Annotated in this window: 27 protein-coding genes and 3 pseudogenes; 9 read left to right on the forward strand and 21 right to left on the reverse strand. The window is 58.9% G+C overall.

Annotation, left to right across the window (positions count from 1 at the left end; genetic code table 11):
- From CK221_RS30175 to CK221_RS08270, 6 genes and pseudogenes are all read right to left on the reverse strand, one after another.
- Positions 1–2,308 (reverse strand): annotated as a pseudogene (locus CK221_RS30175) (hypothetical protein); the annotation flags it as partial.
- 118 nt (positions 2,309–2,426) lie between these two features.
- Positions 2,427–4,157 (reverse strand): type IV secretion system ATPase VirD4, encoded by a 1,731-nt coding sequence (virD4, locus tag CK221_RS08240; RefSeq protein ID WP_095777585.1) that lies wholly within the window; start codon positions 4,155–4,157, stop codon positions 2,427–2,429.
- A 234-nt stretch (positions 4,158–4,391) separates the two neighbouring features.
- Positions 4,392–5,270 (reverse strand): hypothetical protein, encoded by an 879-nt coding sequence (locus CK221_RS08245; RefSeq protein ID WP_095777379.1) that lies wholly within the window; start codon positions 5,268–5,270, stop codon positions 4,392–4,394.
- A 1,639-nt stretch (positions 5,271–6,909) separates the two neighbouring features.
- On the reverse strand, positions 6,910–7,122 hold the full coding sequence (locus CK221_RS08255; protein WP_095777381.1) for a cold-shock protein: 213 nt from the start codon (positions 7,120–7,122) through the stop codon (positions 6,910–6,912).
- A gap of 192 nt (positions 7,123–7,314) precedes the next feature.
- Positions 7,315–7,989 (reverse strand): transposase, encoded by a 675-nt coding sequence (locus CK221_RS08260; protein WP_245322484.1) that lies wholly within the window; start codon positions 7,987–7,989, stop codon positions 7,315–7,317.
- Positions 7,990–8,520: 531 nt separating this feature from the next.
- Positions 8,521–9,173 (reverse strand): annotated as a pseudogene (locus tag CK221_RS08270) (LLM class flavin-dependent oxidoreductase); the annotation flags it as partial.
- Between the two features lie 337 nt (positions 9,174–9,510).
- Here CK221_RS08270 and CK221_RS08275 point away from each other — a divergent pair.
- Complete coding sequence (locus CK221_RS08275; protein ID WP_170950351.1) at positions 9,511–10,374, forward strand: DUF4238 domain-containing protein; 864 nt, start codon at positions 9,511–9,513, stop codon at positions 10,372–10,374.
- 515 nt (positions 10,375–10,889) lie between these two features.
- On the opposite strand, the gene CK221_RS08280 is transcribed toward CK221_RS08275, so the two are convergent.
- The 8 genes and pseudogenes from CK221_RS08280 to CK221_RS08310 all read right to left on the reverse strand — a co-directional run bounded on the left by CK221_RS08280 (position 10,890) and on the right by CK221_RS08310 (position 13,631).
- Complete coding sequence (locus CK221_RS08280) at positions 10,890–11,642, reverse strand: NYN domain-containing protein (RefSeq protein WP_095777586.1); 753 nt, start codon at positions 11,640–11,642, stop codon at positions 10,890–10,892.
- Between the two features lie 13 nt (positions 11,643–11,655).
- Positions 11,656–11,835, reverse strand: coding sequence for a hypothetical protein (locus tag CK221_RS29700; RefSeq protein WP_095807864.1), 180 nt, complete (start codon positions 11,833–11,835; stop codon positions 11,656–11,658).
- 3 nt (positions 11,836–11,838) lie between these two features.
- Positions 11,839–11,994, reverse strand: a complete 156-nt coding sequence (locus CK221_RS30180) for a hypothetical protein (protein ID WP_095777384.1) — start codon at positions 11,992–11,994, stop codon at positions 11,839–11,841.
- A gap of 99 nt (positions 11,995–12,093) precedes the next feature.
- Entirely contained in the window at positions 12,094–12,345 is a 252-nt protein-coding gene (locus CK221_RS08290; RefSeq protein ID WP_095777587.1) for a DUF982 domain-containing protein, read from the reverse strand.
- A 76-nt stretch (positions 12,346–12,421) separates the two neighbouring features.
- A pseudogene (locus CK221_RS08295) lies at positions 12,422–12,696 on the reverse strand (DUF1488 domain-containing protein).
- The gene (locus tag CK221_RS08300; protein ID WP_095777385.1) at positions 12,696–12,974 is read right to left on the reverse strand and encodes a hypothetical protein; all 279 of its coding nucleotides are present in this window, start codon (positions 12,972–12,974) and stop codon (positions 12,696–12,698) included. Before CK221_RS08300 ends, CK221_RS08295 begins: the two are co-directional and overlap by 1 nt.
- Positions 12,975–12,990: 16 nt before the next feature.
- On the reverse strand, positions 12,991–13,209 hold the full coding sequence (locus tag CK221_RS08305) for a hypothetical protein (protein WP_095777386.1): 219 nt from the start codon (positions 13,207–13,209) through the stop codon (positions 12,991–12,993).
- Positions 13,210–13,286: 77 nt separating this feature from the next.
- Positions 13,287–13,631 (reverse strand): hypothetical protein, encoded by a 345-nt coding sequence (locus CK221_RS08310; RefSeq protein ID WP_095777387.1) that lies wholly within the window; start codon positions 13,629–13,631, stop codon positions 13,287–13,289.
- Positions 13,632–14,429: 798 nt separating this feature from the next.
- On the opposite strand from CK221_RS08310, the gene CK221_RS08315 reads away from it, so the two are divergent.
- Both CK221_RS08315 and CK221_RS08320 read left to right on the forward strand, forming a co-directional pair.
- Entirely contained in the window at positions 14,430–14,639 is a 210-nt protein-coding gene (locus CK221_RS08315) for a hypothetical protein (protein WP_095777588.1), read from the forward strand.
- Positions 14,640–14,842: 203 nt separating this feature from the next.
- Entirely contained in the window at positions 14,843–15,025 is a 183-nt protein-coding gene (locus CK221_RS08320; RefSeq protein ID WP_095777388.1) for a hypothetical protein, read from the forward strand.
- Positions 15,026–15,429: 404 nt separating this feature from the next.
- On the opposite strand, the gene CK221_RS08325 is transcribed toward CK221_RS08320, so the two are convergent.
- From CK221_RS08325 to CK221_RS08340, 4 genes are all read right to left on the reverse strand, one after another.
- Positions 15,430–15,657: a hypothetical protein gene (locus CK221_RS08325; RefSeq protein ID WP_095777389.1), complete on the reverse strand. Its 228-nt coding sequence runs from the start codon at positions 15,655–15,657 to the stop codon at positions 15,430–15,432.
- Between the two features lie 112 nt (positions 15,658–15,769).
- Positions 15,770–16,003 carry a hypothetical protein gene (locus tag CK221_RS08330; RefSeq protein ID WP_095826512.1) on the reverse strand — a complete coding sequence of 78 codons (234 nt, stop codon included), beginning with the start codon at positions 16,001–16,003 and terminating at the stop codon, positions 15,770–15,772.
- Between the two features lie 379 nt (positions 16,004–16,382).
- On the reverse strand, positions 16,383–16,616 hold the full coding sequence (locus CK221_RS08335) for a cold-shock protein (protein WP_280950716.1): 234 nt from the start codon (positions 16,614–16,616) through the stop codon (positions 16,383–16,385).
- A 904-nt stretch (positions 16,617–17,520) separates the two neighbouring features.
- Positions 17,521–17,727, reverse strand: a complete 207-nt coding sequence (locus CK221_RS08340; RefSeq protein WP_095777391.1) for a hypothetical protein — start codon at positions 17,725–17,727, stop codon at positions 17,521–17,523.
- Positions 17,728–17,856: 129 nt separating this feature from the next.
- On the opposite strand from CK221_RS08340, the gene CK221_RS31055 reads away from it, so the two are divergent.
- Positions 17,857–17,988 carry a hypothetical protein gene (locus CK221_RS31055; RefSeq protein WP_280952175.1) on the forward strand — a complete coding sequence of 44 codons (132 nt, stop codon included), beginning with the start codon at positions 17,857–17,859 and terminating at the stop codon, positions 17,986–17,988.
- Positions 17,989–18,104: 116 nt separating this feature from the next.
- Here the strand turns inward: CK221_RS31055 and CK221_RS08345 are convergent, their stop codons facing one another.
- A complete protein-coding gene (locus tag CK221_RS08345; protein ID WP_095777392.1) occupies positions 18,105–18,986 on the reverse strand; it encodes a hypothetical protein in 882 nt (293 codons plus the stop codon).
- Between the two features lie 153 nt (positions 18,987–19,139).
- Between CK221_RS08345 and CK221_RS08350 the strand changes: the two genes are divergently transcribed.
- A complete protein-coding gene (locus CK221_RS08350; RefSeq protein WP_066993812.1) occupies positions 19,140–19,349 on the forward strand; it encodes a hypothetical protein in 210 nt (69 codons plus the stop codon).
- Between the two features lie 58 nt (positions 19,350–19,407).
- On the forward strand, positions 19,408–20,196 hold the full coding sequence (xth, locus tag CK221_RS08355; protein WP_095777393.1) for an exodeoxyribonuclease III: 789 nt from the start codon (positions 19,408–19,410) through the stop codon (positions 20,194–20,196).
- 28 nt (positions 20,197–20,224) lie between these two features.
- Here the strand turns inward: xth and CK221_RS08360 are convergent, their stop codons facing one another.
- Together CK221_RS08360 and CK221_RS08365 are read right to left on the reverse strand one after the other, a co-directional pair.
- A complete protein-coding gene (locus CK221_RS08360) occupies positions 20,225–20,512 on the reverse strand; it encodes a hypothetical protein (protein ID WP_066993818.1) in 288 nt (95 codons plus the stop codon).
- On the reverse strand, positions 20,493–20,843 hold the full coding sequence (locus CK221_RS08365; RefSeq protein ID WP_095777394.1) for a DUF768 domain-containing protein: 351 nt from the start codon (positions 20,841–20,843) through the stop codon (positions 20,493–20,495). The genes CK221_RS08360 and CK221_RS08365 overlap by 20 nt, the downstream gene beginning before the upstream one ends.
- 367 nt (positions 20,844–21,210) lie before the next feature.
- Here CK221_RS08365 and CK221_RS08375 point away from each other — a divergent pair, with 367 nt between their 5' ends.
- The 3 genes from CK221_RS08375 (at position 21,211) to CK221_RS08385 (ending at position 24,353) form a co-directional block, all read left to right on the forward strand.
- Positions 21,211–22,461 (forward strand): phospholipase D-like domain-containing protein, encoded by a 1,251-nt coding sequence (locus CK221_RS08375; RefSeq protein WP_245430590.1) that lies wholly within the window; start codon positions 21,211–21,213, stop codon positions 22,459–22,461.
- A 340-nt stretch (positions 22,462–22,801) separates the two neighbouring features.
- The gene (locus CK221_RS08380) at positions 22,802–23,107 is read left to right on the forward strand and encodes a DUF982 domain-containing protein (RefSeq protein ID WP_170950352.1); all 306 of its coding nucleotides are present in this window, start codon (positions 22,802–22,804) and stop codon (positions 23,105–23,107) included.
- Between the two features lie 463 nt (positions 23,108–23,570).
- Entirely contained in the window at positions 23,571–24,353 is a 783-nt protein-coding gene (locus CK221_RS08385) for a heme-binding protein (protein ID WP_067329090.1), read from the forward strand.
- Positions 24,354–24,406 lie beyond the last annotated feature (53 nt).

Raw genomic sequence — 24,406 nt, forward strand, 5'->3', positions numbered from 1 at the left:
AGAAAGGGAGCATCGCGTCTGGGACGCGTTGGGCTCCATGGGAGAAGCCTTTGGGGACGGCGAATGAAACGTTTATAGAGTGCTCGATCGCAGTCGGGAGCTCAGACCATGCGGTGCGCGCGGCCTCCGCATGCAACCTTCCGATGTGTTCGGACCCTGTCCCTTGAACGGGTAGCCCTTCCAATGGCAATCCACTCAACTGCTGCACGGGGAGCTGCATCGGTACGAGGTCACCGGAAATGCCGATTTCGCTCAGCGGTTGCTGAGTGACGGCGGCTTGCGGCGTATTGAGGGCCCTCTGCCTCTTCGCCGGTGTCAACAGCGCTGTGGAATGTTCATTGTTGATGATGACCCACCCGGTTGGTAGGTGGTCGCCCTGGCCCGGATCCAGTGAGGGCCGGATCTGCTGTTGGCTGGCAGTTAATGCTGGCGGGGCGGCGGCCTCAACCCCGGCGTGCCCAGAGGCGGTCGCTGCGAAAGCGTCCGCCACGATGCTGTTGAGGTCGCCCGGTCCAGCGGGCATCCTTGGGCCGCTGAAAAAAGACGAGGCGGCTTGATCATCCTCCGCTCGCTGAAGCGCTTCGCGGAACCCGTGTTCCAGTCGCAGAAGCTTCTCTGGATTGGTTGGCGATTCGTAAGCTTCATCGAACAGCAGGGCCTCGGCACGCCTATGCGACGCGGCCTCCGCATCGCGAACCCGCTCCAGCGCTAAGCGGAGATAGCGGTCGACTGGAAACAACGTCCCGGCAAATTTGATCCGCGAATCATGATCCAGCCCAGAGATCGTCAGGCCCTGACTTTCAAGCGCCTCAGAAAATCTGCGAAGACTACGACCATAGACAACACGGGTGCTTGAGGCCAAACTGCTGTCACCTGTCACTAGTTCTATGACGCGCGCGTCTGCCTTTGAGGGCACCGGCACCGGCCGCCGGCCAGGTCCAGATGCCGAATAGCCCGGATCATAATATGCACGCAGGACGCTCAACGCCGTCCTCATACCAACGTTTTTCGGAAAGAAAGCATTGACGTGATTGACCAGGGATTGGTGATCTTTTAGATCAGTCGCTAAGCCACGAGCGCCGAGATCATTCGCCAATCGGCGAAGCGCAGAAGAGTATATTCGGAGCGTCGGCGCTTTAGGGTGTTGCTGAGCCGCAGCGTGGCCGATCGCCTTATTAATAACGTCCCGGTGCTCGTCGGATAGATGGGGATAGTGGATAGCAGGGGCGCCCACGGTAACTGAATAGCCCGGCTCATGATACGCACGCAGGACATTCACAGCCTTCTTCATTTCATCGTCGTTCGGAAAGAAAGCATTGGCGTGATCGACGAGGGATTGGTGATTTATTAGATCAGTCGCTTGGCCACTAGCGCCGAGATCATTCGCCAATCGGCGAAGTGTATACGTGTATTTTTGGAGCGTGCTCTCTCTATATTTTTGCTGATCCGCAGCGTGGAGGATCACTTTATCAATAAGGTCCCGGTGTTCGTCGGAGAGATGGGGATAGTGGGCTTCACGGGTGCCACTCGCGACAGGTTCATCTTGGAGCGGGTCGGCCCCGTGCTGCTCAAAGCTCACTTGCGGGGCCTGGCCCGCATCCGGCAAGAGGTTATAGCTGCCCGAGAAAGGGAGCATCGCGTCTGGGACGCGTTGGGCTCCATGGGAGAAGCCTTTGGGGACGGCGAATGAAACGTTTATAGAGTGCTCGATCGCAGTCGGGAGCTCAGACCATGCGGTGCGCGCGGCCTCCGCATGCAACCTTCCGATGTGTTCGGACCCTGTCCCTTGAACGGGTAGCCCTTCCAATGGCAATCCACTCAACTGCTGCACGGGGAACTGCATCGGTACGAGGTCACCGGAAATGCCGATTTCGCTCAGCGGTTGCTGAGTGACGGCGGCTTGCGGCGTATTGAGGGCCCTCTGCCTCTTCGCCGGTGTCAACAGCGCTGTGGAATGTTCATTGTTGATGATGACCCACCCGGTTGGTAGGTGGCCGCCCTGGCCCGGATCCAGTGAGGGCCGGATCTGCTGTTGGCTGGCAGTTAATGCTGGCGGGGCGGCGGCCTCAACCCCGGCGTGCCCAGAGGCGGTCGCTGCGAAAGCGTCCGCCACGATGCTGTTGAGGTCACCCGGTCCAGCGGGCATCCTTGGGCCGCTGAAAAAAGACGAGGCGGCTTGATCATCCTCCGCTCGCTGAAGCGCTTCGCGGAACCCGTGTTCCAGTCGCAGAAGCTTCTCTGGATTGGTTGGCGATTCGTAAGCTTCATCGAACAGCAGGGCCTCGGCAAGGTGCTGCTCAACGCCCATTTGTCGCGCCTGGACCGCTTGCCTCCCCTCTTCCACGCCGGCGTCCTGCACGGAAGCTGTTACACGGGATGGGTTGCTATTTAGCGGGTCCATACTAGCCTCACATCAAACTGTATCGTCAAAGTCCCTGCGTCAATTCAGGCAGCGGGTCATCGAGATGAGGTTCTGCCGAGAGCCCCTCGTCTGCTATCGTCAAGGGTGCCGGCTCCGGGAGGACGCCCGCCTGGCTTTCGAAGATGCGTTTCAGAATGCGATCCGAAAAATATCGCACCTTCCTCAATTGCAATGGTGGCAGACCTTTGATGAGCACAATCTCGTAGTCGTCATCGAGCAGCCGAACCTGTTCCGGACGCAACAGCGGTGCACCTTGATGCGATTTCTGAATGTTCCAGTCGAAAGTTCGCGCTTGGCTGTAGGAAATCGATTTGGCTTCAAATGTGTATTCACCGATGGCTTTGGAAATGTAGTTCGGAGTCTCGTCATCGGCAGTGGCCATGAACACTTGCAGGCCGGTATTGCTGAGAAAATTCTGCTTGCCAGCCTCACCATAGCCGCCCGTAAGTGCCGAGAGGCTTTGGATGATGAGCATGAAGCGACCCTTGTAGCCGGCGATGGTCGTGATTGCGGTCTCGATCGCCTCCAGCTTACCCAAGTGTTTGAATTCATCGAGCAGAAACAGGACTTCGTATTTTTCATCCCGGCGAGGCATCGAACGCTGTAGAATTGAAACGACTTGCTGAAAGAACAGGCGGATCAAAGGCGCGACCACCTCAAGATCGTTCGGACTAACGCAAAGATAGATGCACGTTTTGCGACGGCGAAGATCATAGACCGAAAAATCTGAGCGACTTGTCGCTGCCTTTACAGCGGGATCCGCCCACAAATTGAGCCCGCCATCGCCGAGGACGGACGTGTAGGAGGTTAGGATTTTTGTATCGTTCCCGGCCATGTCGTCGAAGATGCGTTGCGCCTCTTTGTTCCGGGTCTCCATGGCGAGTCGCGCGAAGAGCTTAAACTTCTCCCCCGGCTGGGCGAAGAGGTCATAGACGGCGCCGATTGTTGGCGTGCCCCGCTCGATGCAGGCAAGGATCCCCGCGACAAAGAGATCTCGCGCGCCGTTGACGAAACCTTCCGCGCCCTCCCCCTTCGCCGTAATTAGGTTTGCCGCCAAGCGGCGGGCCTCGGTGAATTGCTGCTGTGGAGGCAGCGCAATAAGGTCCAATAACGGATTAAAGCAATTCGTGCGCCGCTCAGAATCCAGCGGCGCAAATTTGAACACCTCGGCGCCGGCAGCCTGGCGCGCCCTCGAGGTAAGCTCAAAGAGCTCCCCCTTGACGTCGAGAGCTATCACCGAGCCTTTGAATGTAAGTAGCGTTGGAATGACTATGCCGACGCCCTTACCAGCACGGGTCGGTGCGACGATAAGGCTGTGAGGCTGCTCGCCATTGGTTAGGTAGTAGCCAGGCCAGAAAGGGCCACTCGTCTTGCCAAATACCGGGCCTGTTACGCCACGGTATCGTCGTAGATAACCCGGGCGTCTCATCTCATCCACTCGCGCCCAGCGCGCCGTCCCGTGATGTTCGAGGTTGCGCCGTATCATGATCTGCTGAATCAGCAACACGACCGCGGACGTTGAGAGCACGATAGCTACGCCCCGATAGAAGACGGGGGTTGCGAAACCCAGATAGAAGGGCGTCTCAAACCAAAAGGCACGGACGTCAAATGTCATCAAAGCCGCGCCGCTACGCCAGTGGCGGAGCGTTGCGTACAGACTTGCCGCGCAGAAGCCCAAGGCGAGCGAGCACGCGATGCTAAGAGCTATGTTGGGGGTCGTTTTTGTTGAAGCCATCGTTTGGTAGCTAATGCTGCGCTTGCTTTCAGACACTGGACCGACGTCGCGCGATGTCGCCGCTCGACAGATCCATGCCAGAGCGGGGGGGGGTCGATGCTTGCATCGCACCACCCAGCAGACGTTGTTTTTGAAATTTACCCTAAAGCAGGTGCGTCAACGGCCAGCGAATTGGAAAGGGCAAGGCCGTGGACGGAATTCGGGCAGTATGCGTCACTTACCATGGCCGAGACCTCAACGGCCGGAGCGATCTCTGCTTCTGGAGGCAGACATTAGATCCTCTCGGGCGTGATTGTAGGCTTGGCTTATGGACTGTCCGACTTGACCACCCCGCCGCAGCTGTTCATGGGAGGTTTGCGGGCCTACTGTATCACGGACTGAAGCCGCAATACCTGCTATGCGGTCGTCCAAATTCGCACTCCGTTCCTGTGCTGCATGCTGCGGCGGAGGCATGTTCTGCAACAGGCCATGCAGGTCGGGAAGTGAGTTAGCTTGCGCTTGCTGATTTGCGTCCAGCTGGTGATACGCGGTCACAATTGCATTTTGGGCGGTCACCTTGACCATGTGGTGCTGATGAGGATCAGCAGCCAATTCAATGGCCTGCTCAAAAATGCGCGATTTATTTTGGTCATTAAACTTACTGAAGTTTTGCGCCACAAACATAACCCCTAGAGCTTGCTCCATTGGGTCCATATTGCCAATGCGATTAACAAGAGCAGTCTGCTTCTGGGGCCCTAGAAAATGGCCTACATTACTAGCCGCTTGGACTTGGAACAATGCTACATCATCCGGGGCGAACCCCAATCCGGCCGTCAATCTGTCGACCAGATCGTTGGCTGCTCGTCCGAGCTGGTTGTTGCGCCTATCAAATCTGCCGAGGTCAGATTCTTGCCCGGGTGCCGCGTCCTGAAGGGCACGTCGCATTTGCCTCTCGGCGGATTTGAAGCTCCCAAGATCGCGTGCTGTATCGCGCGGGTTAGCGGTTACCAACCGTTCGGCAACATTGGTCAGTGGCCCGCCTGGAAGGCCATGGTGGTTGCGCTGTTCCTCGGCCCTCCTCCCGTCGCGGGATGAACTTCCAGCTGCACGTTTTGGTCTGCTATCGCGATCCATTGATCGGCCTCCAAAGGCGTTTCTCTACCCCATGAGGTTACCACCCAAGCTTGATCTGCTAAACCAATATGGTGTTACACTTGTAGTCTCGCAGAGGCTTCTCCCAGCTCTCTGGTCACGGCGAGAGCCCATCTAAGCCAAAGGAATATGATGAGTTGGGCTCAAGGGCTATGCATGTTTCGCAGCACGGATGGCACGCCGTGCCGCCTCTTTCGCCTGCTCCTACCCGCCGTTGGAAAATCCCGGCATGATGTCGTCCGCAGCAGCTTCTCCTTTGAGAGCAGGCGTATATGTTGGAGTGTTTCGATGACGACCATCGCCTTTTCCGGCCAATCACCCGGGCTGTCCTCCTCTGGCAAGCAAATCAGTCACGACCTGGTCGGCAATTTGCACAGCGCCGCGCGCAACGCCGCCCGTCCTCGACGCGGCCCGCCTGTCGTGCAGCGGCAGTCAGCGCCAGCGCTGGCGACCGGGGCCGTCCGTCCTGCCCGCGGGCTAGATCGAGCGAGCCGATCGCAGCTCTAGACGCAATCGCGACATCTTCAATTTCAATGCCTTGGGCCGCCGGGTTCTCTCAACGAGAAGCGCCACCTCCGGTCGCGGCGCTGCTTGCAAGCGAATGAGAACAGGCCGCTGCGCCTGGGGACACCTCATAACGAGGCATCGTTGGCACGTGTTATGGAGGTTGACCGGTTGCAATTGCCGCGCAGCGCCCCAGCAGCGCGACGATCTCGAGATCGGTTTATATCTGTGGCCGCCGGTGCGCCTCGCCGAATATGGTAGTTGCCGGAAATCGGTTGCCGGCTCGAGAAGGTTCTCATTTTTCGGCGAAGGGTCGCCGCCCTTACAGGCAAACTCGTCCCGTTTCTCAAGGGTATGAAGGACAATCTCTGCGCCAAATCAACGCAACCTCAGTCGATTCCGGTCACTGAGGCAAGTCTCGCCGCCTTGGCTGATCGCGATTTCAGCGCTTACCCCGCAGCTCGGCTTCGGCCAAAGCTCTGCGGGTCGGCCGTGACCCGCGATGTTGGCTGTCGGAAGACTCTGACCGATCACAACGGTCGGGATGAAGGATGGGAAACGCTCACAATAGTGATTCCGCAGCACAGACGTTTTGGATACTCGGCGATGATCCTGGCAGACCGCAAGCTTAGGATTTGATCGAGGTAAGGAGTGGTCCCGACCAGAGAGGTCGTAGCTGGGGCGCATGCGACGTCGACGCAGCCCTTTTCATATGTTTCGAACAATCCGTCGCTGAAGGGAACGAGTTCAACTTGGTCACCAAAGATGTCCAGCGTGGCTTGATGGGTCCAAGTACCCTGGGGCCAATGTACCCGGCCCTCTTGATCCCCGAGGTGTTAATCGCTGGAGGCCGCTTGAATTGCTCGTTCATTCTCCGGCCACGTCGATCGAGAGAGCGTCAGACCCACATCCCAGGAACAATCACAATGGCGAGGTTCACAGCAGAACATGAGAAGCCGGGAACGTGCCCCTCTTCTCCCGCAAGCATCTTGTTTCAGTAGGAATTAGCAGCTTCCCACAATCTGCTCCCGCGGCGACGGGATCCATGTTCTTGCCCGCTCTTTGCGCCGGTCGGTGGCACGTCTGCCCGGCTCTTGCCGGGCAGACGCAGAAAAGTTCAGCCAGCTTTGCTGAGACTGCCAGCGGAGGACTTGCCGGTACGCCGGTCCTGTTCGATCTCGTAGTTGATCTTCTGGCCCTCATTAAGGGTCGAAAGGCCCGCTCGTTCGACAGCCGAAATGTGGACGAAAACATCCTGACCGCCATTGTCGGGCTGGATAAATCCAAATCCTTTGGTGCTGTTGAACCACTTTACCGTTCCGGTCGCCATTATTGTATTCCTCTGTAACCATGTCGATGTGGGCAGGCCATAAGCCAGTCCGCTTCATATCCGAGATTTCAGGAGCAGCAAAAGCGAAAATTGCAAAAGCCCCGCTCCAATCGCAAAGGGCTCGCGCCCTCGGCGTTGGAGGCAGCGTCGGCGCCGGAATCGGTATCGCTTCGGCGTGCGATTCAGCGTTGTTTACAGCCCCAGTTTCCTTTTGAGTTCCGCGTTCTCCTTGCGCAAGCGTTCCGCGAGCAGGCTCTTCAGCCGCTTGTTTTCTCCCTCAAGCGCCACGAGGTCCTTCAGATCGTCACCATTCGATGCAGCCGGCGCAGCCTTCTTCCATTGATAGTACGTCTGTTCCGAAATGCCGGTCTGCTTTACGGCAGCTTTGTGAGTGGCGCCGCCACTAATCGACTTCTCTATCTGGGCGAGCATCTGGGCACGCTCCTTTTCAGAGTAAATCTTCCGAGTCCGCACGGCCACTGCTGGTGCTTCCTTCGCCTGAGGCGCCGTATTGGCGGCATTCTTCCGAGCAGCCTGCCTAGGCTCAGCGTCCGCCTTCCGCAGGCCTTTCTTTTTTCCAGGCGTCTCCACTTTGGCTGCCGCTTCCGTTGCTGTTATTACTGATTCGGCATCCAAGGGATTTGCCATGAGATGCTCCGCTCGTGGTTTGTGCATGTCTTCAGCATCAAGCGCTACGGCACTAGAGTCAACAAGGCGACCATTTGGCAACTCCATCTCCTTTAGTTCCCTTGTTGTCTCGGCCATTGCTGCGGAGAGATCGACATCGCTCCAGATGGAACGACCCCGGTTGTGAGAACTGCGCTTTTGTCTGATCTCCACGGTGAACGGTCTGGTCTGCCGCCTCATAGTTTCTTCCTTGTTGGACGAATTGCGCGGAAGTCGCGGCAGACGACGAACGAACGTCTGGCCCTTCTGCTGTCGCCCCAGCTATACGCATGCGACGGCACGAGCAAGCCTGCTGGCCACTCGCATCCTGAACAGACCGTTTTTATGAAGCATGTGAGCAGGTAGGCTGACCGCTATGAACTTTCGCCTCATCGCTCGATTGATTGTGAGCAAGCGCCGAAGGTTGATCCGCAAGCTGATTGCGATCAAGCGCATGACTTTACTGGTAAGTTCATAATTTTGGGAGGTCACTACCGGCGCCGATGGTACCTCTCTTTTTCATATTGCGATGGTGGATGAACGGGTTACGGTCAACTTGTCAGGGGATCAAAACTTCGGCGCTCATTCGCAAAGAGTGTCATGTTGTCGAAGACCCACTGTACCTCAGAGGAACTCGACTTTGCTTGGCAATCGGAGGCTTGCTCCGTCTGTTGCAGGAGCACATGGACTGACCCCATGGTGGACGCGTCTTAAAAGTCTGTCTCATCAAGGTCAGCCAACTCGAGCAATAATTGCCGATTGAATTGCCGCTGCCGTATATAGGGAAGCATCTAACGACAAATTCCCAAATGCAAGTTGACAAAGGAGGTAGTTTGCACCTGCCTCTCCAGCTGATCAAGAAGAGCTTGTTCCCCAGAAGCTGTCGTTCCTACTACGCACAATTCCTTCTCGATTGCCCAATCGAAAGTCAGCGGCAGGTTTGGTGGTGTCGGCATTGCGTTGAGATCGTAAAGTAATTTAAAGCTCTTAAGCCACCCTTCGTAAGCGGGTACGGCGAGTGAACGTACATCTGTTTCAGAACGCCCAATCACGACCGTTCGGAGCAATCCAAGAAATGGCGCTTGGTCGCCCGCGTCGCTGGCGTGCTCTCGACCGGCGCGGAAGGCATCAGTAATTCTGCGAACAGAAAAGGAAGGTCCCACGCGCGCGATGTTCACGCCATTCGCAGCGGCCCAGGCTGCCGGTTCGGGTCCGTTCGTGGCGATCCAAGTCGGCGGATGCGGACGCTGATGAGTTTTTAGCGTCAACGGAACGCTGTTCAACTCGAAATGGCGGCCTCGATAGGATAGCGTGCCGCCTTTCAGCGCATTCATAAGAATTTCGCTGGCTTCCGCATATTGGTCTCGCGCCGCGTCCGAGCCGATGCGGCTGGCAACGCCATCCGGGAGGGGAGCATGGCTGTTCCAGCGCACATTGATATGACGTGTCGGGCCTGCGGCGGAGAGGGCAGATTGAAGCGTTGGCAGGCTGACCAGGTGGACCTGCGCGACGACGAAATTGTGGAGTGCCCGACGTGCAAAGAGCGCGACCCTGAATTATGCAGTACCTGTGGGGGCAAGGCGAGATACCCCGCTGGTTTGCCGACCAGCTCTAGAAGTGAGCCTCCGACGAATTACGTTATGGCGAATGGAACGGTGCGGAGGCTGATGCCGGTCACGACCGGCCAAGCTTCGCCATTTCTTTCTGAAAGAAGGGCGATCGGTGACGGCACCCAAGCTCCACCACTACGTCCCGCAATTCCATCTCCGCCGGTTCGCTGACGAGCGGGGCGGGCTGTGGGCGTGGGATAAGCAAAGCGATCGCATGTTCCGGAGCTCGCCGAGCGGAATAGCTGCCGAGAAGCAGTTCTATTGGCTGACGCAATATGATGAGGACGGCAACGATCCGCTGACGATGGAGAAGCAGCTGTCGCAGATGGAGGGCGAGGTCTCGCTTATCACCGACCAGTGGCTCCAATGGCTCTCCCAAATGAAGGCGCTCGACGCTCTACCAATCCCGCGCATCAATCGCTGGCTCGTTGCGCGGTATCTTGCGGTCCAGATGCTGCGCACGCTCGACACGCGCGATCTAGTATCGGCGATGGCTCAGATTGACCGCGGCGAACCGGTCGACGCAATGGAGGCGCGTGAGCTGCATACTGAACTTATGTGGGATCCGCGCGTGGTGGAAAAATTGACGAAGAGGTTCATGAAATCGGTCTGGATCTTTGCTCGCAACGACAGCGCGACGCCGTTTGTGACCTCAGATAATCCCGTCGCTTTTCGCAGCCCCGACCACCGACAATGGCTACGATCCCTAGCGCTGGTGCCCGGCGCGTATCTCGTATTTGCGCTGTCACCCGGCGTGGTGCTCTATTGCCACCCGCCCGTGGGACCGTTCCGCAAGCTGGGCAAATTTGCGAATCGCTTGTCGCCGGTTGTGTTGGACGACCAGATGGTCGAGAGCGAGAATAGCGGTCAGGTGTTCATGGCCTCACGCTTCGTGCTGTCGAAACGGCCCGAGTTTAAGGCCGAACGCGCCTTTGCCCGGACGATCGGCGCCAATATCAACGCGCCGTCCAACTGATGCCCATCAAAATTGCCATCGAGCGCGATCGGCCTCGAATCTACAGTTCCGCAACGAGGCGACCAGCCTTGATGGGTTGGGTCCAGGCGCAAAGCTGCCGTTGAAATCGGATTTGCGTCGGCTTGAGTCCGATCCGGCGGGTCAGCCATGCTGATGGTGTGGCTAAATGAAAGGCGCGCTATGGTCGAGGCTGGAAGAGGCCCGATGGGTCGTTAGACCGATCATTCGCAGCCAATTTTCCAATGACCGAAAGGGGACCGTTAGCCGACAGTCCGGTTGTGGCTGAGGAATTCGGCAAAGCGGTCATTGGACTGACGACCCAAGTCTCCTCGTTCAGCCAATTTGATCCCAACGCGAAAGGCAGCCATTGCCGGACGACCAACCCGCCGAGCGCTTAAATCTTGGGCGATCAGGTCAGGGTTATGCAACGAAGCGCACAACGCCGCCGTCCACCCGGAGCGCCGCTCGGCGGTCGATTGAAGACGAACCCAGAAGGTCGACGGCATACTGCGCGGTCACGCCTTGCGCCCGCCCTTTCGAGCCGCCTCCGGTTTTGTCCTTATGCGAAGCGTCCCGCCTTCGGGTCGTTCGATCTCGAATGCGTTCGTCTTGCGGACGAGATCGCTTAGCTTGCGAAAGCCGAAGGTGCGGGGATCGAAGTCGGAAGCCAGATTGGCAAGCCGCGTTCCGACCGCACCGAGCGGAACCCAGCCATCCTCGGTTTCCATCTGCGCGATGGTTTTGCGGATGATCGGCACGGCCGCGGAAGGCGGCTGCAGTGGCTTCACAGTCGATACGGCTTCAGCCTCGTTTGCAGGCGCGGAAGCCAGCAGATTCTCGGTATAGACGAATCGCCGGCATGCCTGGCGGAAACTCTCAGGCGTCTTCTGCTCGCCGAAGCCGAATACGTCGATGCCCTGCTCGCGGATGCGGGCCGCGAGCCGGGTGAAATCGCTGTCGGAGGAAACCAGGCAGAAACCGTCGAACCGGCCGCTGTGCAGCAGATCCATCGCGTCGATGACGAGCGTGATGTCCGAGGCGTTCTTACCTGTTGTGTAGGCGAACTGCTGCTGGGGTACGATTGCGTGCTTTGAAAGGACGTCGGCCCACGCTTTCGAGCGCGAGCTGGAAAAATCGCCATAGATGCGACGCACGCTGGCCTCGCCGATCTTGGCGATCTCCTCGAACAGCCCATCGGCGATCTTGGCCGAGGCATTGTCGGCATCGATCAGAACGGCAAGGCGTGGTGAGCGCGGCTCTGGCGGCATCATGGTCTTTTCCTTAGCGCTGTTCATGCCACCTGAAGTTCTTGCTCTCAATGTCGATGATTTCGCCGCAGTTCGCGCATTCAATCTGGGTGTGAGTACGAATCCAACCGACGAGCGTCTTTGCCTGATGATGGCAACGGGGACATTCCACGTCGATTTCGAAGCTGTCCGACTCGCGCTGCGTCATCGCCATGCCTCAGCTTTCGTCAGCAGCGGGCTCTCGCTGTTCTTTCTGCTCTATGGATAATGGTTTCTCCTTCGCGGCTTTCCCCGCAAGCTTGGCTTCTTTCTTGGCCGCCTTGGCCTTGTCTCGTTGACTGCGCTCGTACCGATAATTCGGCTTCATCGCCATTCAAACTCTCCCTATCTGGTAGATCCGTCAGGCCGAATGCCGGCTGAGGATCGCAATCCGGCCAGCGCGTGGCTCCAACCGCGCAGTCGCTCGCCAGGCTCAGTAAATCTCAACCGTGCGGTCGTAGCTGATCCCCGCCCCCTCAAGCGCGGTGAGGAATGCAGCACTCGCGTCATCGGGAGCGCCACCTTCGGCACAGCGCTTCATCGCGTCTGTCCAGGCCAGGCTGTCGTTTCCAGGCCAATGGTCAAACAGGAAATCCGAAGCCTGTGCTAAGGACTCGATCAGCGTGAAGCCGCTCGGGCCGGCGACATAGACAACCACGGGAACCCGGAATTTTTTTGCAGCCATCGCGCACCTTACGCCCGCTTGCATGGAAAGACGAGGTAGCGTTCGATTGTCGACCAGGCTTTGATCGCGGAAGCTGCTACCTGAAATCGGCGGCGGTCAAAGTGTAGGAGTCGCGGCGGTGGCGAGCATAAACCTTGCCAGCCATCTCCTGGATGGAGGTCCGCAAGCCATCGAATGCCGCAAGACAGGCCGTCTCTACGCTGGCTTTCCCGCCCAGGGCAATGCCATTTTTGGCCAGAGCCTCGGCCTCGACGAAGAAGCGAATTTGAAACATGCCGTCGTGACCGACGAAGTAAACGCCGTTGCGCTCCTGGCAAAGCTTCGGCTGGTGTTCGGGAATGCGAGCGTCATCATCGGTCTGCCAGATTCTCGGGCGCAATTAAAAAGCGCGCGGCGATCCTCTCCTTGCGGCGCTCGCTGCTGCAAAAGTTGAGAAACAGCATGCTTTTCGTCGCTTCCGAACGGCTGAGCCCGATCATGGCGGCGCCGTTCACATGCGCCGGAATGCCCGTGAAGACGTGATAGACGGACCAGGAACGATCGGCTTCGACGCGACGGCCATATTGATGGTCCCCAAAGTGGCATGGCTGGGCGCCCCCTGCATCGAGGTGATGGGTGCTAGTGTTCATGATATCGGCCCTTTGTCTATGTCGGCGCGGCGATGATGCTGGAATAGATGGTCGTGCCGTCGGCGTCGGCGATGGCGACGGCATCTGGCCACTGAGGCATGTTCAATGTCCTTGCCAGATGCCGCGCGATCTCGATCGCCGCGTCGCGGTCGGCCGCGTCTACGGTTTCACGGCCGACGACGGCGTGCGCGTCGTCGGCAACGCGCGTCCGATAGAATTCGATCACGACCTTCATAGGAGTCCTGTTTAGCGAAAACATCCTGCCATTAGCGGCCATTGCTCTAGGCTTTGCGCCGGAAACACTTCCAACCTTCAGCGGACGCTTTTGCCGCTCCGGCTTTCGGCTCCAGCATCTCCGTTCCTTGGCGCATGTCCGAATGTGCTTTCGATAAGAATCTTCCCGCCGTCCGACGCCTCGTCCATCAATTCCAGCATGTCCTCCGTCACCACCCGCTCGTGCGGTTCAGCGTCACTGCAGATGCGGTATTGCGGCGAGTTTCCCCTCGGCGGAAGAGCAAGGGTCACACGGTAGAGTTCGCCGGTCCTCGGGCCCGTGCCTAAACCGCCCTTCAGTCGAACTGACTGTCCGATATCGAAAAGACGTGCCAGAGCTCCGTGCTGGATTGGTCGTGCATTGCGCTGCAAGAGGGTGGTCATAGTTTTCTCCGGTTCTTTTGAGCGGCGCCTCGACCGAGGTTGATCAATCCGCTCCCTTGCTGCATCGACCCCTTCGCGGATCGCTGGCAGGTGATGAATGTGGTTAGACAGCGCCGTTCGGTGCGGGACGCTTCCGAGGGACTTCTCATCGAGATCGACGCGATACTTTGCGGCCGGCTGCGCACATCGAAGCCCCGGCAAAACAGACGATGGATCGGGGCAAATGACGGTTTGCGCGAGCGGTCACTTGCGACTTCCTGCAGAAGTGGAGCGCTCCATCCGCTTCAATTCAAGCCCTCAAAACAATGCCTGATGCCGCCAGTACATCCGTGGTCCGTGCCGGCATTCCATTTCAGGGTTCGATCCATTCGAGATGCCCCGCCGCGAACAGCGCAATGCAATCCATATCGAAAATTCGGAGCAGAATGGCGAGGCCTTCGATATGACGAAAGCTAGGTCGGCCAAATCAACGAGCTTCATATATGCGCTTCAATTGCGCTGGGAACAAGCGCTAGCAGCTTTTTATTTTTCTCTGCTAAGTGAAATTCCGAAGACGAGGGTATGAGATCAGCATAAAATTATCTCATCCACGGGAAAAAAGTTCGAGACTCGCAATTAAAACAAGCGACAAATAGCGTTTTTCGGCGAATATCTTCGATGGCTGCTATCTATCGCAAGGCCGGCGGTCTACGGTGAGACATGCGTACCCATTCCGCCACGAGAATGAAGTTGCCTAAACTAGGTCGGGTGATAGCCTTGCCAATTGTGGAGCCTGGCGTCCCGCACACAAACGGCGCCGTGGCCGTGGTTGAACCGCGACGGGTGTTCGGCAAGCTCGCCACCAAGCGGCCATTGGCTGTCGCGGTGGCGCGGGCTGGCGCGAAGGATACGATGGCCGTGCGCGCGAGGGCGGCGCTCTCTTCGCACGGTCAACTGGCCGTAAAAATATATGTCGCGCTCTGGATGGTCGCTCTGCTTGCCTCGGTTTTTCTCATTGTAAAAGGCTGAGCAAGGTCGGCATAGTCGAGAGGCGAAACGTCAAGGACGCGAACATGGCAAAACGCTATGAGCTTCGAATGGACGAGCCGAACAGTTGAATATTCGGAGGAGTCCCACCGGACTTCCTAATCGCGACGCGACCGATACCGCGATCCAGTGCTCCTTCTGGGCGACTTCGGTCCCCCATGCATTTCAGTTGAAAGGGAATAACCGTGAGAACCATGACAACACCGGATGTCCCCCCTGTCGCGGCGGTTGCGCTGGCCAAGTCATCCCGGAATTTGTCGGCTCGGCTGACGATCAGAACCGACGAAGCGGCAAGGCGCAAGATCGCTGACACCGACGGCACCCTGAGGCGGGCACGGGAACTTGCGGAACGCAACCGGCTGATCTGAAACTGCTTCCCGATTCCGGACAGAGCAGCCTGAACGAACAATGCTACCTAACCACGACCTATCGGCTGACCAAGTTGATGAGCGACTGCTTGACGCTTTGCGAACAATGGCGAAACGGTATCGGGGCGGATCGTCTAAATCAGGTGAGGAATTGGTCGAGCTGACACTGCGGACTGCGATCGAAAAATATGACTGTCGACCGGCAAACATGAGCTTATATGGGTGGCTACACAGCATAATGCAGCGGCATATGAACTGATTGATAATGTCGGATAGCTAGCTGCTAACTTCGTCGGATTGACCGCCACATCGCCTCAAGGCAACCGCGGGCACCTCTCACCTAGCACAAACTCGGATTATGTCCCTGGGTTGCGAGGAATGCTTCCCGCGCAATTCCGCAGCGGCTAACCAGTGGGGCCGAGAGCAGCGGAGCTTTCCATCTGCGTCCGGAACCAGCGTAGCGTCTCGAGCGTCGAGGGAAGCGCGTTCTGCTTTCGGGCAAGAATTTCCAACTCCCTGAAGCGCAACGCGAACGGCCTCTGATCCGGAAGCGCATGCAACAGCGAACTTACGATAATTTTGAGGCCGTCTATTTGGCCCTGCATTTCAAGGCGCAGGTCTGTGTCGGTCATCAAGTCTCTCCTGAAGCTTGGAATCGTATCCTGCCCAAGGAAGAGGAGCGGCCGTCTGCGCACCCCAGTTCCTGTTGCCGCTACTGGCGTAATCGCTGGGCAGCACGGAGCGTCAGAGCCTTTCGTCCTTCCGAAACTTGGTCAGGAATGAGCGCCACTTCCGCTTGGCGGCGCCGTCACGGAGTCGCAAGATACGCGGAGCCATGAAGTGAACGACGGCCATTCCGCTGCCGTGCCGTTCGGCTTCGGCAACTGAATGCTGATCGTAGAGAGCATCGTCCATCGATGCGACGTCCTTGCCTTCGAAGGCATCAAGCGCGGCTCTGCAGCGCTTGAAGCGCTCCATGAATGCATCGAATTCCCCGCGTGAGTCTTCATCCAGCCGGAGCGATTGCAACTCATCGAGGGTGAGCTTTTCCAGGATGGACGGCCGCGGCTTCGCCGCGCGACGCAGCGGCCTTTTCCCTGCTGTACGGAAGACGCTATATGCTTGGCGGCATCAGTCATTTGGATTTCCCTTGGATTTGCTGAACTGGCAAGTCAGCGCCGCCCAATCAATGATTGACAGCCGGCGGAGCCGTGGCACGTGCGCTTGCCGAGGTGTTTCTGGTACCGGCTCGCACTCAAGCATCGGAAACGAAAAGGCCGAGCAGTGCCCGGCCTCTTGATCGGAATTTGCAGGGCACCAGTACATCCGTGGTCGCCGCGCAAAGATCTGGAGTTGGTCAGGCAGCCTGAAGCTGCTCAGCCGCCATCTTGCCGGACTTGCTGTCACGAACCATCTCGTAGCCGATCTTCTGGCCTTCGACGATGCTGGTCATCCCAGCGCGCTCTACCGCGGAGATGTGGACGAAGACGTCCGAGCCGCCGTTGTCAGGCTGGATGAACCCGAAGCCCTTGGTGGAATTGAACCATTTTACTGTGCCGGTGGTCATGATGAACCCTTTCCTCAGCAGCATTGCTCTCTCGCGATGCGGATGCACCGGGAGTAGAAATCGAGATTTGTGGGAAGGAAGATCGTAGACCAGCGCCGAAGCACGAATAAACAAAGTCCAAACTTCAAAAGTCGATTGGTTTGTGTACCTGCAACGGATCTGACTGTCCAGCTTTTGTTTCGTCCTGCTGCAAACGCATGAACTAGCGCACTGGTTCTAGCTTGTGACCGCAGGGAGTACGAAGCGAGAAGCGCCAAGGGGAGATAGACGCCGGCCTGCCTTGAGGTTCAAGTTCGCCTCCGAGCTGCTCGACCAGCGACCGCACCAAACCAAGGTTAGCACGAAAGTCGCAGATGAACCTGCTGCCGAGTACTGCGCATCCGAATGACAGGTTTCACGATCAGTATGCCGGACGCTGAACGTCCGGGATGAGGCACCGGCGCAAAGCGGTCATTCGTGAATGATCTCGTTTGGAGCCTTAAATCAGGATGGCCCTTGAGGATGCTGCCACTCTGAAGTCCGATCGCCAACTTCAACTCTGGCTTGGCCGGCTTTTTAATCTGGCAGCCTTGTAACAAACTGCCTAACAAGCGACGAGACCCCCCCGCGCCGCCTAACATAGAGAGTTATGGGACCGACAGGTCCTATTCCGGAACCGAACCTATCCACAGAAATATTTTATTGGTATTTCTGTTGGTAGCTGCGGCGGTGACCCTTCCCTACGCATTTGAAAGTCAAGCGGGATTTTCTCCACTGGGATTCCGCCTCTGGGCACCATCACCCTCTTCTCCCCACATTCGCTTTGACCGAAGCTTCTACGCTGCAGCAAGCAGTTGGGGTTGGCGATCTTTTTGCTACCGATGGCGCAATTTGGCGGGATTGGGAGCGCTGCGCTCGGGCTGTTACGGCCGCACGCTTGCCAGCCGGTTTAGCCGTGCCCAGGTTCGCCGAGCTTTTCCAGTCTCGCGGACAGCCGGTCAAGGTCAGTTGTGCCCTGGCCGAAAAGGCTCATGGCCCGCATGGCGACCAACTGGCGGTCTTCCTCGCTCTCAAGTCCATGCCTTGAACAATAGCGATGGACAGCTTTTGAGAGGATTTCAAGTTGGGTGGAATCCAAAACACCATGCAGGGACATGCGTGCCTCCTAGCCAGGGGCGAAAGCACGATACCGCTTTCAAGCGTCCGCTTGCCTCACTACTCGGTACGAACGACAAAGGGGTGATACGCCTCGCCGGCAAGTCGCGCGCTAACAAATGAGGCCGTGATGAAAATCGCGCCTGAGCGGTTACATCTTCTTGAGAAGGCGCGCCTGCCGAAGAAGCGAAGCTGCGTCGATGCTGATCAAGTCGATGAGCTCGCGCCTTGGGCTGCGGTGATGCCGGTCCCGCGCGGCTGAAATCGCACCCGAAATTCCTTTTCGGCCTGCGACATTCCACCTGAACGTCGGGTACGCGAGCCTTGGCGGCGGCCCGGCTCGCTTGTCATGTGATAGCCATCATAGAGCCAAGAATATCAATCGGCACTTCGCGAACGTTTTCTCCGCTCCAGGCCTTTCGCCTTTCGGCGAGCGATTCTGAGTTCGCTAAGCGTCGGCTGCCACCACCCTCTCGATCGTTCCGCTGATCCGGCAGGACGCCGCGCCGGCCATGTCTTGATCAGTTCAGCCAAGGTCGGCGGCCGCCACCTCGCCCAAACGGCGTCGAAGCCGGTCTCCATCGACTGTGGGTAGAACGGCGCCAGCTCAGAGGGGTCGGCGAGCTCGCCTGAAATCCCGGTGAAGACAACAATGTCATACTGCACCGTCGCCACGGCGCGACCGAGCGGAGGCAGGTCTTCGGCTGGAACCGGATAGCGCCGGCGCCTGCGTTCGGCATGGCGCAGCCTGGCGGCCTTGTGCTCATCGGAGTGTTTACCAGCCTCCCGTCGGCGTTTCCTCTCCTCCGGCTCGGCGCGCTGGGCGGCTCTTTCGATGCTTGGCCAACGGCGCCGCAGCTCCTCATAAGCGCGAAAAGGCACCCGCCAGACCCGCAGTTCGTCGTCCCAACTCGCCCATGGAACCGCTCGCAGTTCCTCCAGCACGGTCTTCGAATAAGGCGTGCGAATGCGCAGGTCGTCCGCGACTTCCAGATAGTGGCTCGACAGTGGATCGAAGGCGAAGGCATCCCGCCCCTTACTGTCGTCATGGGCTGCGCGAGCCGCTGTCTCCTGTGCCAGCCAGCGCTCGATCCGCCGCGCCGCCGTTTTTCCGGGCACGAACCAGCTCCTGCGCTCGTCGCTCCACCTCGCGCGCGGAAACGCAAGCTGGAACCGCTCAACTGCCGCTCGATCGTACGCGAAGCGCGCTTCGGCACCACGAGGCTTCTGCGGTTCAAAATGGGCTTCGGATTTTTCCATCGGATTGCGCTTGCTAGCTCTGCTCGCAAGGAACGCCGCGCAAGTTCTTTGGGTTCAAGCCACACAGCGGAGACAAGCCGAACTGCTCGAGGAACCGCGAGCGGAAACCTTCCCGGCATTCGACGGTTAATCCGGATCAGGAGAGGTCAGCCCATGGCGAGACGACGTGATGCAGATGAAACAGCGGCGAGCCGGCCCAGAAGGCCACGTTCGCGCCCGCTGAAAGGCGAAGAAACGGAAGTGAACCATATCGTGGAAACGCAAAACATCTCGCCGGCCCAGGCGCGGGAGCTGGTGCGGCGCCACGGAAACGATTGGCGCAAGATCGATGAGGCCGCCAAATCCTACAAGAAAGACAGCTAGTATTCCAAACCAAGTATCGGGGTGACTGCCCGGAGAGATCATCGGCCAAGATAACCGGATGACCAGGATCGCTACTTTCAACGTAAATGGCGTCAATGGGCGATTGCCGGTCCTCCTGAAATGGCTTGGCGAAACCGGCTATGACATCGTCTGCCTGCAGGAGCTCAAGACATCCGATGAGAAGTTCCCTGCCGAGGCGATCCGGCAGGCTGGTTACGGCGCCGTCTGGCATGGGCAGAAATCTTACAACGGCGTAGCGATTCTGGCTCGTGGGAAACAGCCGCAGGAGCGCAGGCGCGGACTGCCAGGCGACCCGGACGATACGCACAGCCGCTACATCGAGGCCGAGGTGGATGGGCTGGTGATCGGCTGCATCTACCTGCCGAACGGCAATCCCGCGCCTGGCCCTAAATTCGATTACAAGCTGGCCTGGTTCCAGCGTTTGATCAGCTATTCCCAGACCTTGCTTAAAGAAGAGACGGTCCTGTGCGGCGATTACAATGTGGTGCCAACCCCGATCGATGCGGTGGTGCCGGCGCGCTGGTTGGGCGATGCAGTGTTTTTCCCGCAGAGTCGTGACGCTTACGCCGATTTGCTGAAGATGGGCTGGACGGATGCGGTTCGGCAGATCCATCCCGAGGAGGGGGTCTACACCTACTGGAACTTCTCCTACCGGGGCGGTTATGACCGGAGCTCCGGCCTGCGAATGGACCATCTCCTGATCAGTCCGGCACTTTCAAACCGGCTGCGAGGGGCGGGCGTCGATGCTGCGGTAAGAGCTTTGGAAAGGCCAAGCGATCATGCCCCGGCGTGGATCGAGCTGACCTGGCCTGGAAAGCTCGACTGAGGTTCCGATGGCCTGCCCAGGAGCGGCATCAGCCCGAGCGTATCACGCCGGGCTCATCGGTCTGTTCGTGGGCTTGTCCGACAGCTTGGGGCGCGGCCACAAGGTCCTGGAATCCGATCGTGGCGACCAGATACCCCGCTTCGTCGTAGATTCTCGTAACCCACGATGTCGGGTCGACGCCTTCGACAATCCCATCGAGCATCGCCTCCTTAGCCGCGCGTTTCGCCTCGGCCTTGGCGGCATCCAAATTTTCCATGTCGACCTGGATGGCCGGCTGCGCCGTACTTTCGATGAACTCAAAACGGAACTTCGGCATTGGTTTCTCCATTCGGCGCCGCCGGGAGCGGATCGGGCGGGCTCTCAATCTTGCCGTTGCTGGAAGTTTCGTCTCCGAGCACTGTTTCCGCGATGTATTGCTTGAGATCGCCGACTTCGTCGCCGATATCCTCAGCCAGTATTCCCAGGCCTTCGGCATCGGCGATGCATTGTTCGGCGAGCTTCTCGGCGGCGATTTCGGCCGGGATTGCAGCTGCGGCTTCCGCCTTGTGCTCGTCGATCCATTCCCCGACGAAATGTGCGGTCTTGTTCACGATGATATCCGGTTCCTGAGCGGAAACCGTGTCAGCGTCAGTTGGCTTCGTGTCCATGTCTAAACCCGCCCTCTAGGATCCTTCTTCAACGCCGATTGCCTGCGAAGGATGCAGGCGTTGGTCGAAAGTTGTTATAGCTTCAGGCTTGCACTTCAGACTCCTGGCTCAAGGCTGGAACCTGCGTCAGGATCAACAGTTCTTGAGCATGGCAAATCACCCGATAACGAGTTTCCTCACCTCAATCGGCACTTTATCGTCCCGTCCCGCCGCATTCCTGGTGCTGCTGGCCCACGCAGCACTGTGTGTCGTTTTCGATCGGCAAAGTCTGAATTGGTATGGGGCGGCCACCCTGGCGCCTCCAGCGGGCGCGTGAAAGGTGAGATTTGGTCGGAACCGGCGGAGGCTGCTCAGCAGCCTCAAGTATTTGGCCGTCGCGCTTGTCACCAGTCTGGTCACGTTGCTCGCGATCAACTTGACCCCCGAGACCCGTGTCATCCGCACCATCGTGCCGCACCGTTTCGATGCGGCAGATCCGCAATTCGCAAGGAGCATGAGCAGCTATTCGCAGGGGCAGATGTTCGAGGCGAACGCCGTGCAGACCCTCGTCAACGGCGACGAGATTTTTCCCGCCATGCTGCAAGCGATCCGTTCGGCCCGAAAGACCATCAACATGGAAACCTACATCTATTGGTCGGGCTCGGTCGGCTACGAGTTCGCCACGTCTTTGGCTGCGAAAGCCCGAGAGGGTGTCGAAGTGCGCGTGCTCGTCGATTGGCTTGGCAGTCTTCCCTTCGATGAGAAGCTGATCCAAATCATGACGAGAGCTGGCGTTCGGTTCGAGCGCTATCGGCCGATCCACTGGTACACGCTCGACCGCGTCAACAACCGAACGCATCGCAAGCTGCTCATTGTGGACGGGCGGGTCGCCTTCACAGGCGGGGTCGGCATCGCGGACAACTGGCTGGGAGATGCGCGCAACCCCAATGAGTGGCGCGACACGCACTACCAGATCGAAGGGCCTGCTGTGCCCGGGTTCCAGGCGGCCTTCGCCGAGAACTGGCTGGAAACAGTGGGCGAGACGTTGCAGGGCGAGAACTTCTACCTGCCGCCCGAAGCCGCGGGTGCGCTCCGTGCCCAGCTGATCCTTTCTTCGCAGCCGAACGGCTCCGAAAACATGGAGCTGATGATGCTGGCCGCCATAGCCGCGGCCAAAGACCACCTGCGCATCGGCATGGCCTATTTCGTCCCGGACGACATCGCCCTGCAGCAGATATTGGACGCCAGAAAAAGAGGCGTCGCCGTCGACGTGATCGTTCCCAATTCCCTGACGGATGTTCCGATCGTCCGCAAAGCTTCGCGCTATTTCTGGGGCAAATTGCTCGAGGCCGGGGTGCGGATCTACGAGTTTCAGCCCACGATGTATCACCCCAAACTGCTGATCGTGGACGACGTCTGGGCGAGCTTCGGTTCCACCAACCTGGACCAGCGGTCTTTGCGTTTGAACGATGAGGCCACGCTCAACGTCTATGGCAAGGAATTCGCACGAACGCAGATCGACTTGTTCAACCAAGATCTGAAGCGCTCGAGGCAGATCAGCCTTGCCGAATGGAGATCGCGTCCCATGCGCGAAAAGTTCACCGATTGGCTGGCCAGCACGCTCCACGCGCAGCTCTAGTCAGCCCATGGAGCCGAACGCAAAACACCAGCCGCTGCTTGTCTCTTCGGCCGCCCGTCACCCAGATCGGCGGAGTTGCCAACCCACCCCAGGTGAGCCAGGGTCGGCCGCCACGGGGCGGCTCTTGACGCCGAAAATCGCGCTTCCAATATTTCACTTCAGCGCCGCCGGCACATGCCCAACACCTTGCTGAGCATCTGTTTGGCCTGCCGGCGATTGGCGCATCAAGCGGAGGAAGGTCATGGGCCCAAATGTCTTCGGGGAGCCCGCTGGGCGTGCTTTGATTTCTCGGCAAAGCGACAACTATGGTCACGACCACGGCGCGGCAGAACCAGGCGCAATGAGCACTGATGTGTTCGCTGAACCTGTCCTTGTTGATGACGTGCCATTTGGCGTGAGGAAAATCCGTTGCGCGATGGACGCCATCGAATTCCTGGAGGAGTGGCCCTTCGAGAAGCGGTGCCGCCTGCACGGTTTGGCCAGCGACGCTTGCTGCGCGGCATATGATGGCCGCGGGCCGGTCGCCGCGGCCAGGAAAGTGTTCGTCAGTTGGGCGATCCAGACCGGGATTTGCGCGAGCGCGCCTTGCCTCGAGCTCGACGCCGCCGAGGCAGCGGATCAAGTCACAGGCAGTGGCACGTCCTGATGAGGAAGAACACGCCGACCCCATAGGGAAGCAACAAAAGCAGCAGGGCCAGCCAGTAACCGGGCTGTGCGATCGGCGCGAAATCTGAACGAAGCTGCTCCATTGCCCGTCCAACGCAGGGCGGCACAGCTGGTTCCTCTACTGCACATGTCGCAAGACCAAGCAGCCGCGTACCTCCTGCTGTTGACGGCTGCAGCGATCGAGGAACGCTGGCCGCCTCCCAGGAGCGGTGATGGCACCGCCAGGGCCTTGGTGCGGTTGGGTCGGACTTCGATATGGATGCACCTGCCACACGCAATTCTTGCAGTCCCTTTCTGGGCAGCAGGAACAAAGGGGCTCGTTGTCCGTTCGGTTTCGCGCAGCAAGAGCAGGATCAGCTTGCAGAACGGCGAGACCGGAGTTTCTGCCGCCCGGCTTCGGTTGTTGCCTTGTTGCCGCGTTGAACAAGGTGTTCCGAAGCGCCATGCATTACCGCCAGTGTCCGTCGGTCGCTCTTGGCCTCCTGCTATTGGCCATCGCGGTGCTGCCGCACAATCCCGTTTGGGCGCAAGCGCCCTGCCCGGCCGATCACGACAAACTGCTGTCGGTCTTGAAGGCCAATGTCAGGGCGAGTGGCGGGCCGGCAAATGGCGGCTTCGAGACCAATGAATGGGCCGCGATCGTTGCCCGTGACGGTACGGTCTGCGCCGTCGCCTTCAGCGGCCCTACCGTGGACGCCCAATGGCCCGGCGGCCGGCTGGTCGCGGCCGAGAAGGCCAACACGGCCAACGGGCTCAGCCTGGCGAATATGGCCCTGTCGACCGCCAATCTTTATGCCGGGGTGCAACCAGGCGGGCCGCTGTTCGGCCTGCAGGCCACCAACCCCGTCAATCAGGCGGCGGCTTACGCCGGCGACGCCAAGACATTCGGCAGCCCCAATGATCCGCTGATCGGCAAACCGATCGGAGGCGTGGTGGTGTTCGGCGGAGGCCTGGCCCTGTACGACGGCAAGGCGATCGTCGGCGGCCTCGGGGTCAGCGGCGATTCCTCCTGCGCCGACCACAACGTCGCCTGGCGCGTCCGCGCAGCGCTCGGCCTCGACAAGGTTCCGGCAGGCGTCAACCCCAATCGCAAGGACGCCATCATCTATGACCTCGACCCAGGCGGCAAAAGCGCATCCGGCTGGGGTCATCCGCTTTGCGCCGGGCGCGAGGCCGACATAGCCGCCGAACTGGGCGCTAGCGTCGGAGGCTCGGTCCCGAAATGAAGGCAGCGCGACAGCTGACGGCGAGGTGTGCGCAGTCCGGACGCGCTCGCCTC

It is taken from the genome of Mesorhizobium sp. WSM3868 (assembly GCF_002294785.1).
Lineage (GTDB): Bacteria > Pseudomonadota > Alphaproteobacteria > Rhizobiales > Rhizobiaceae > Mesorhizobium.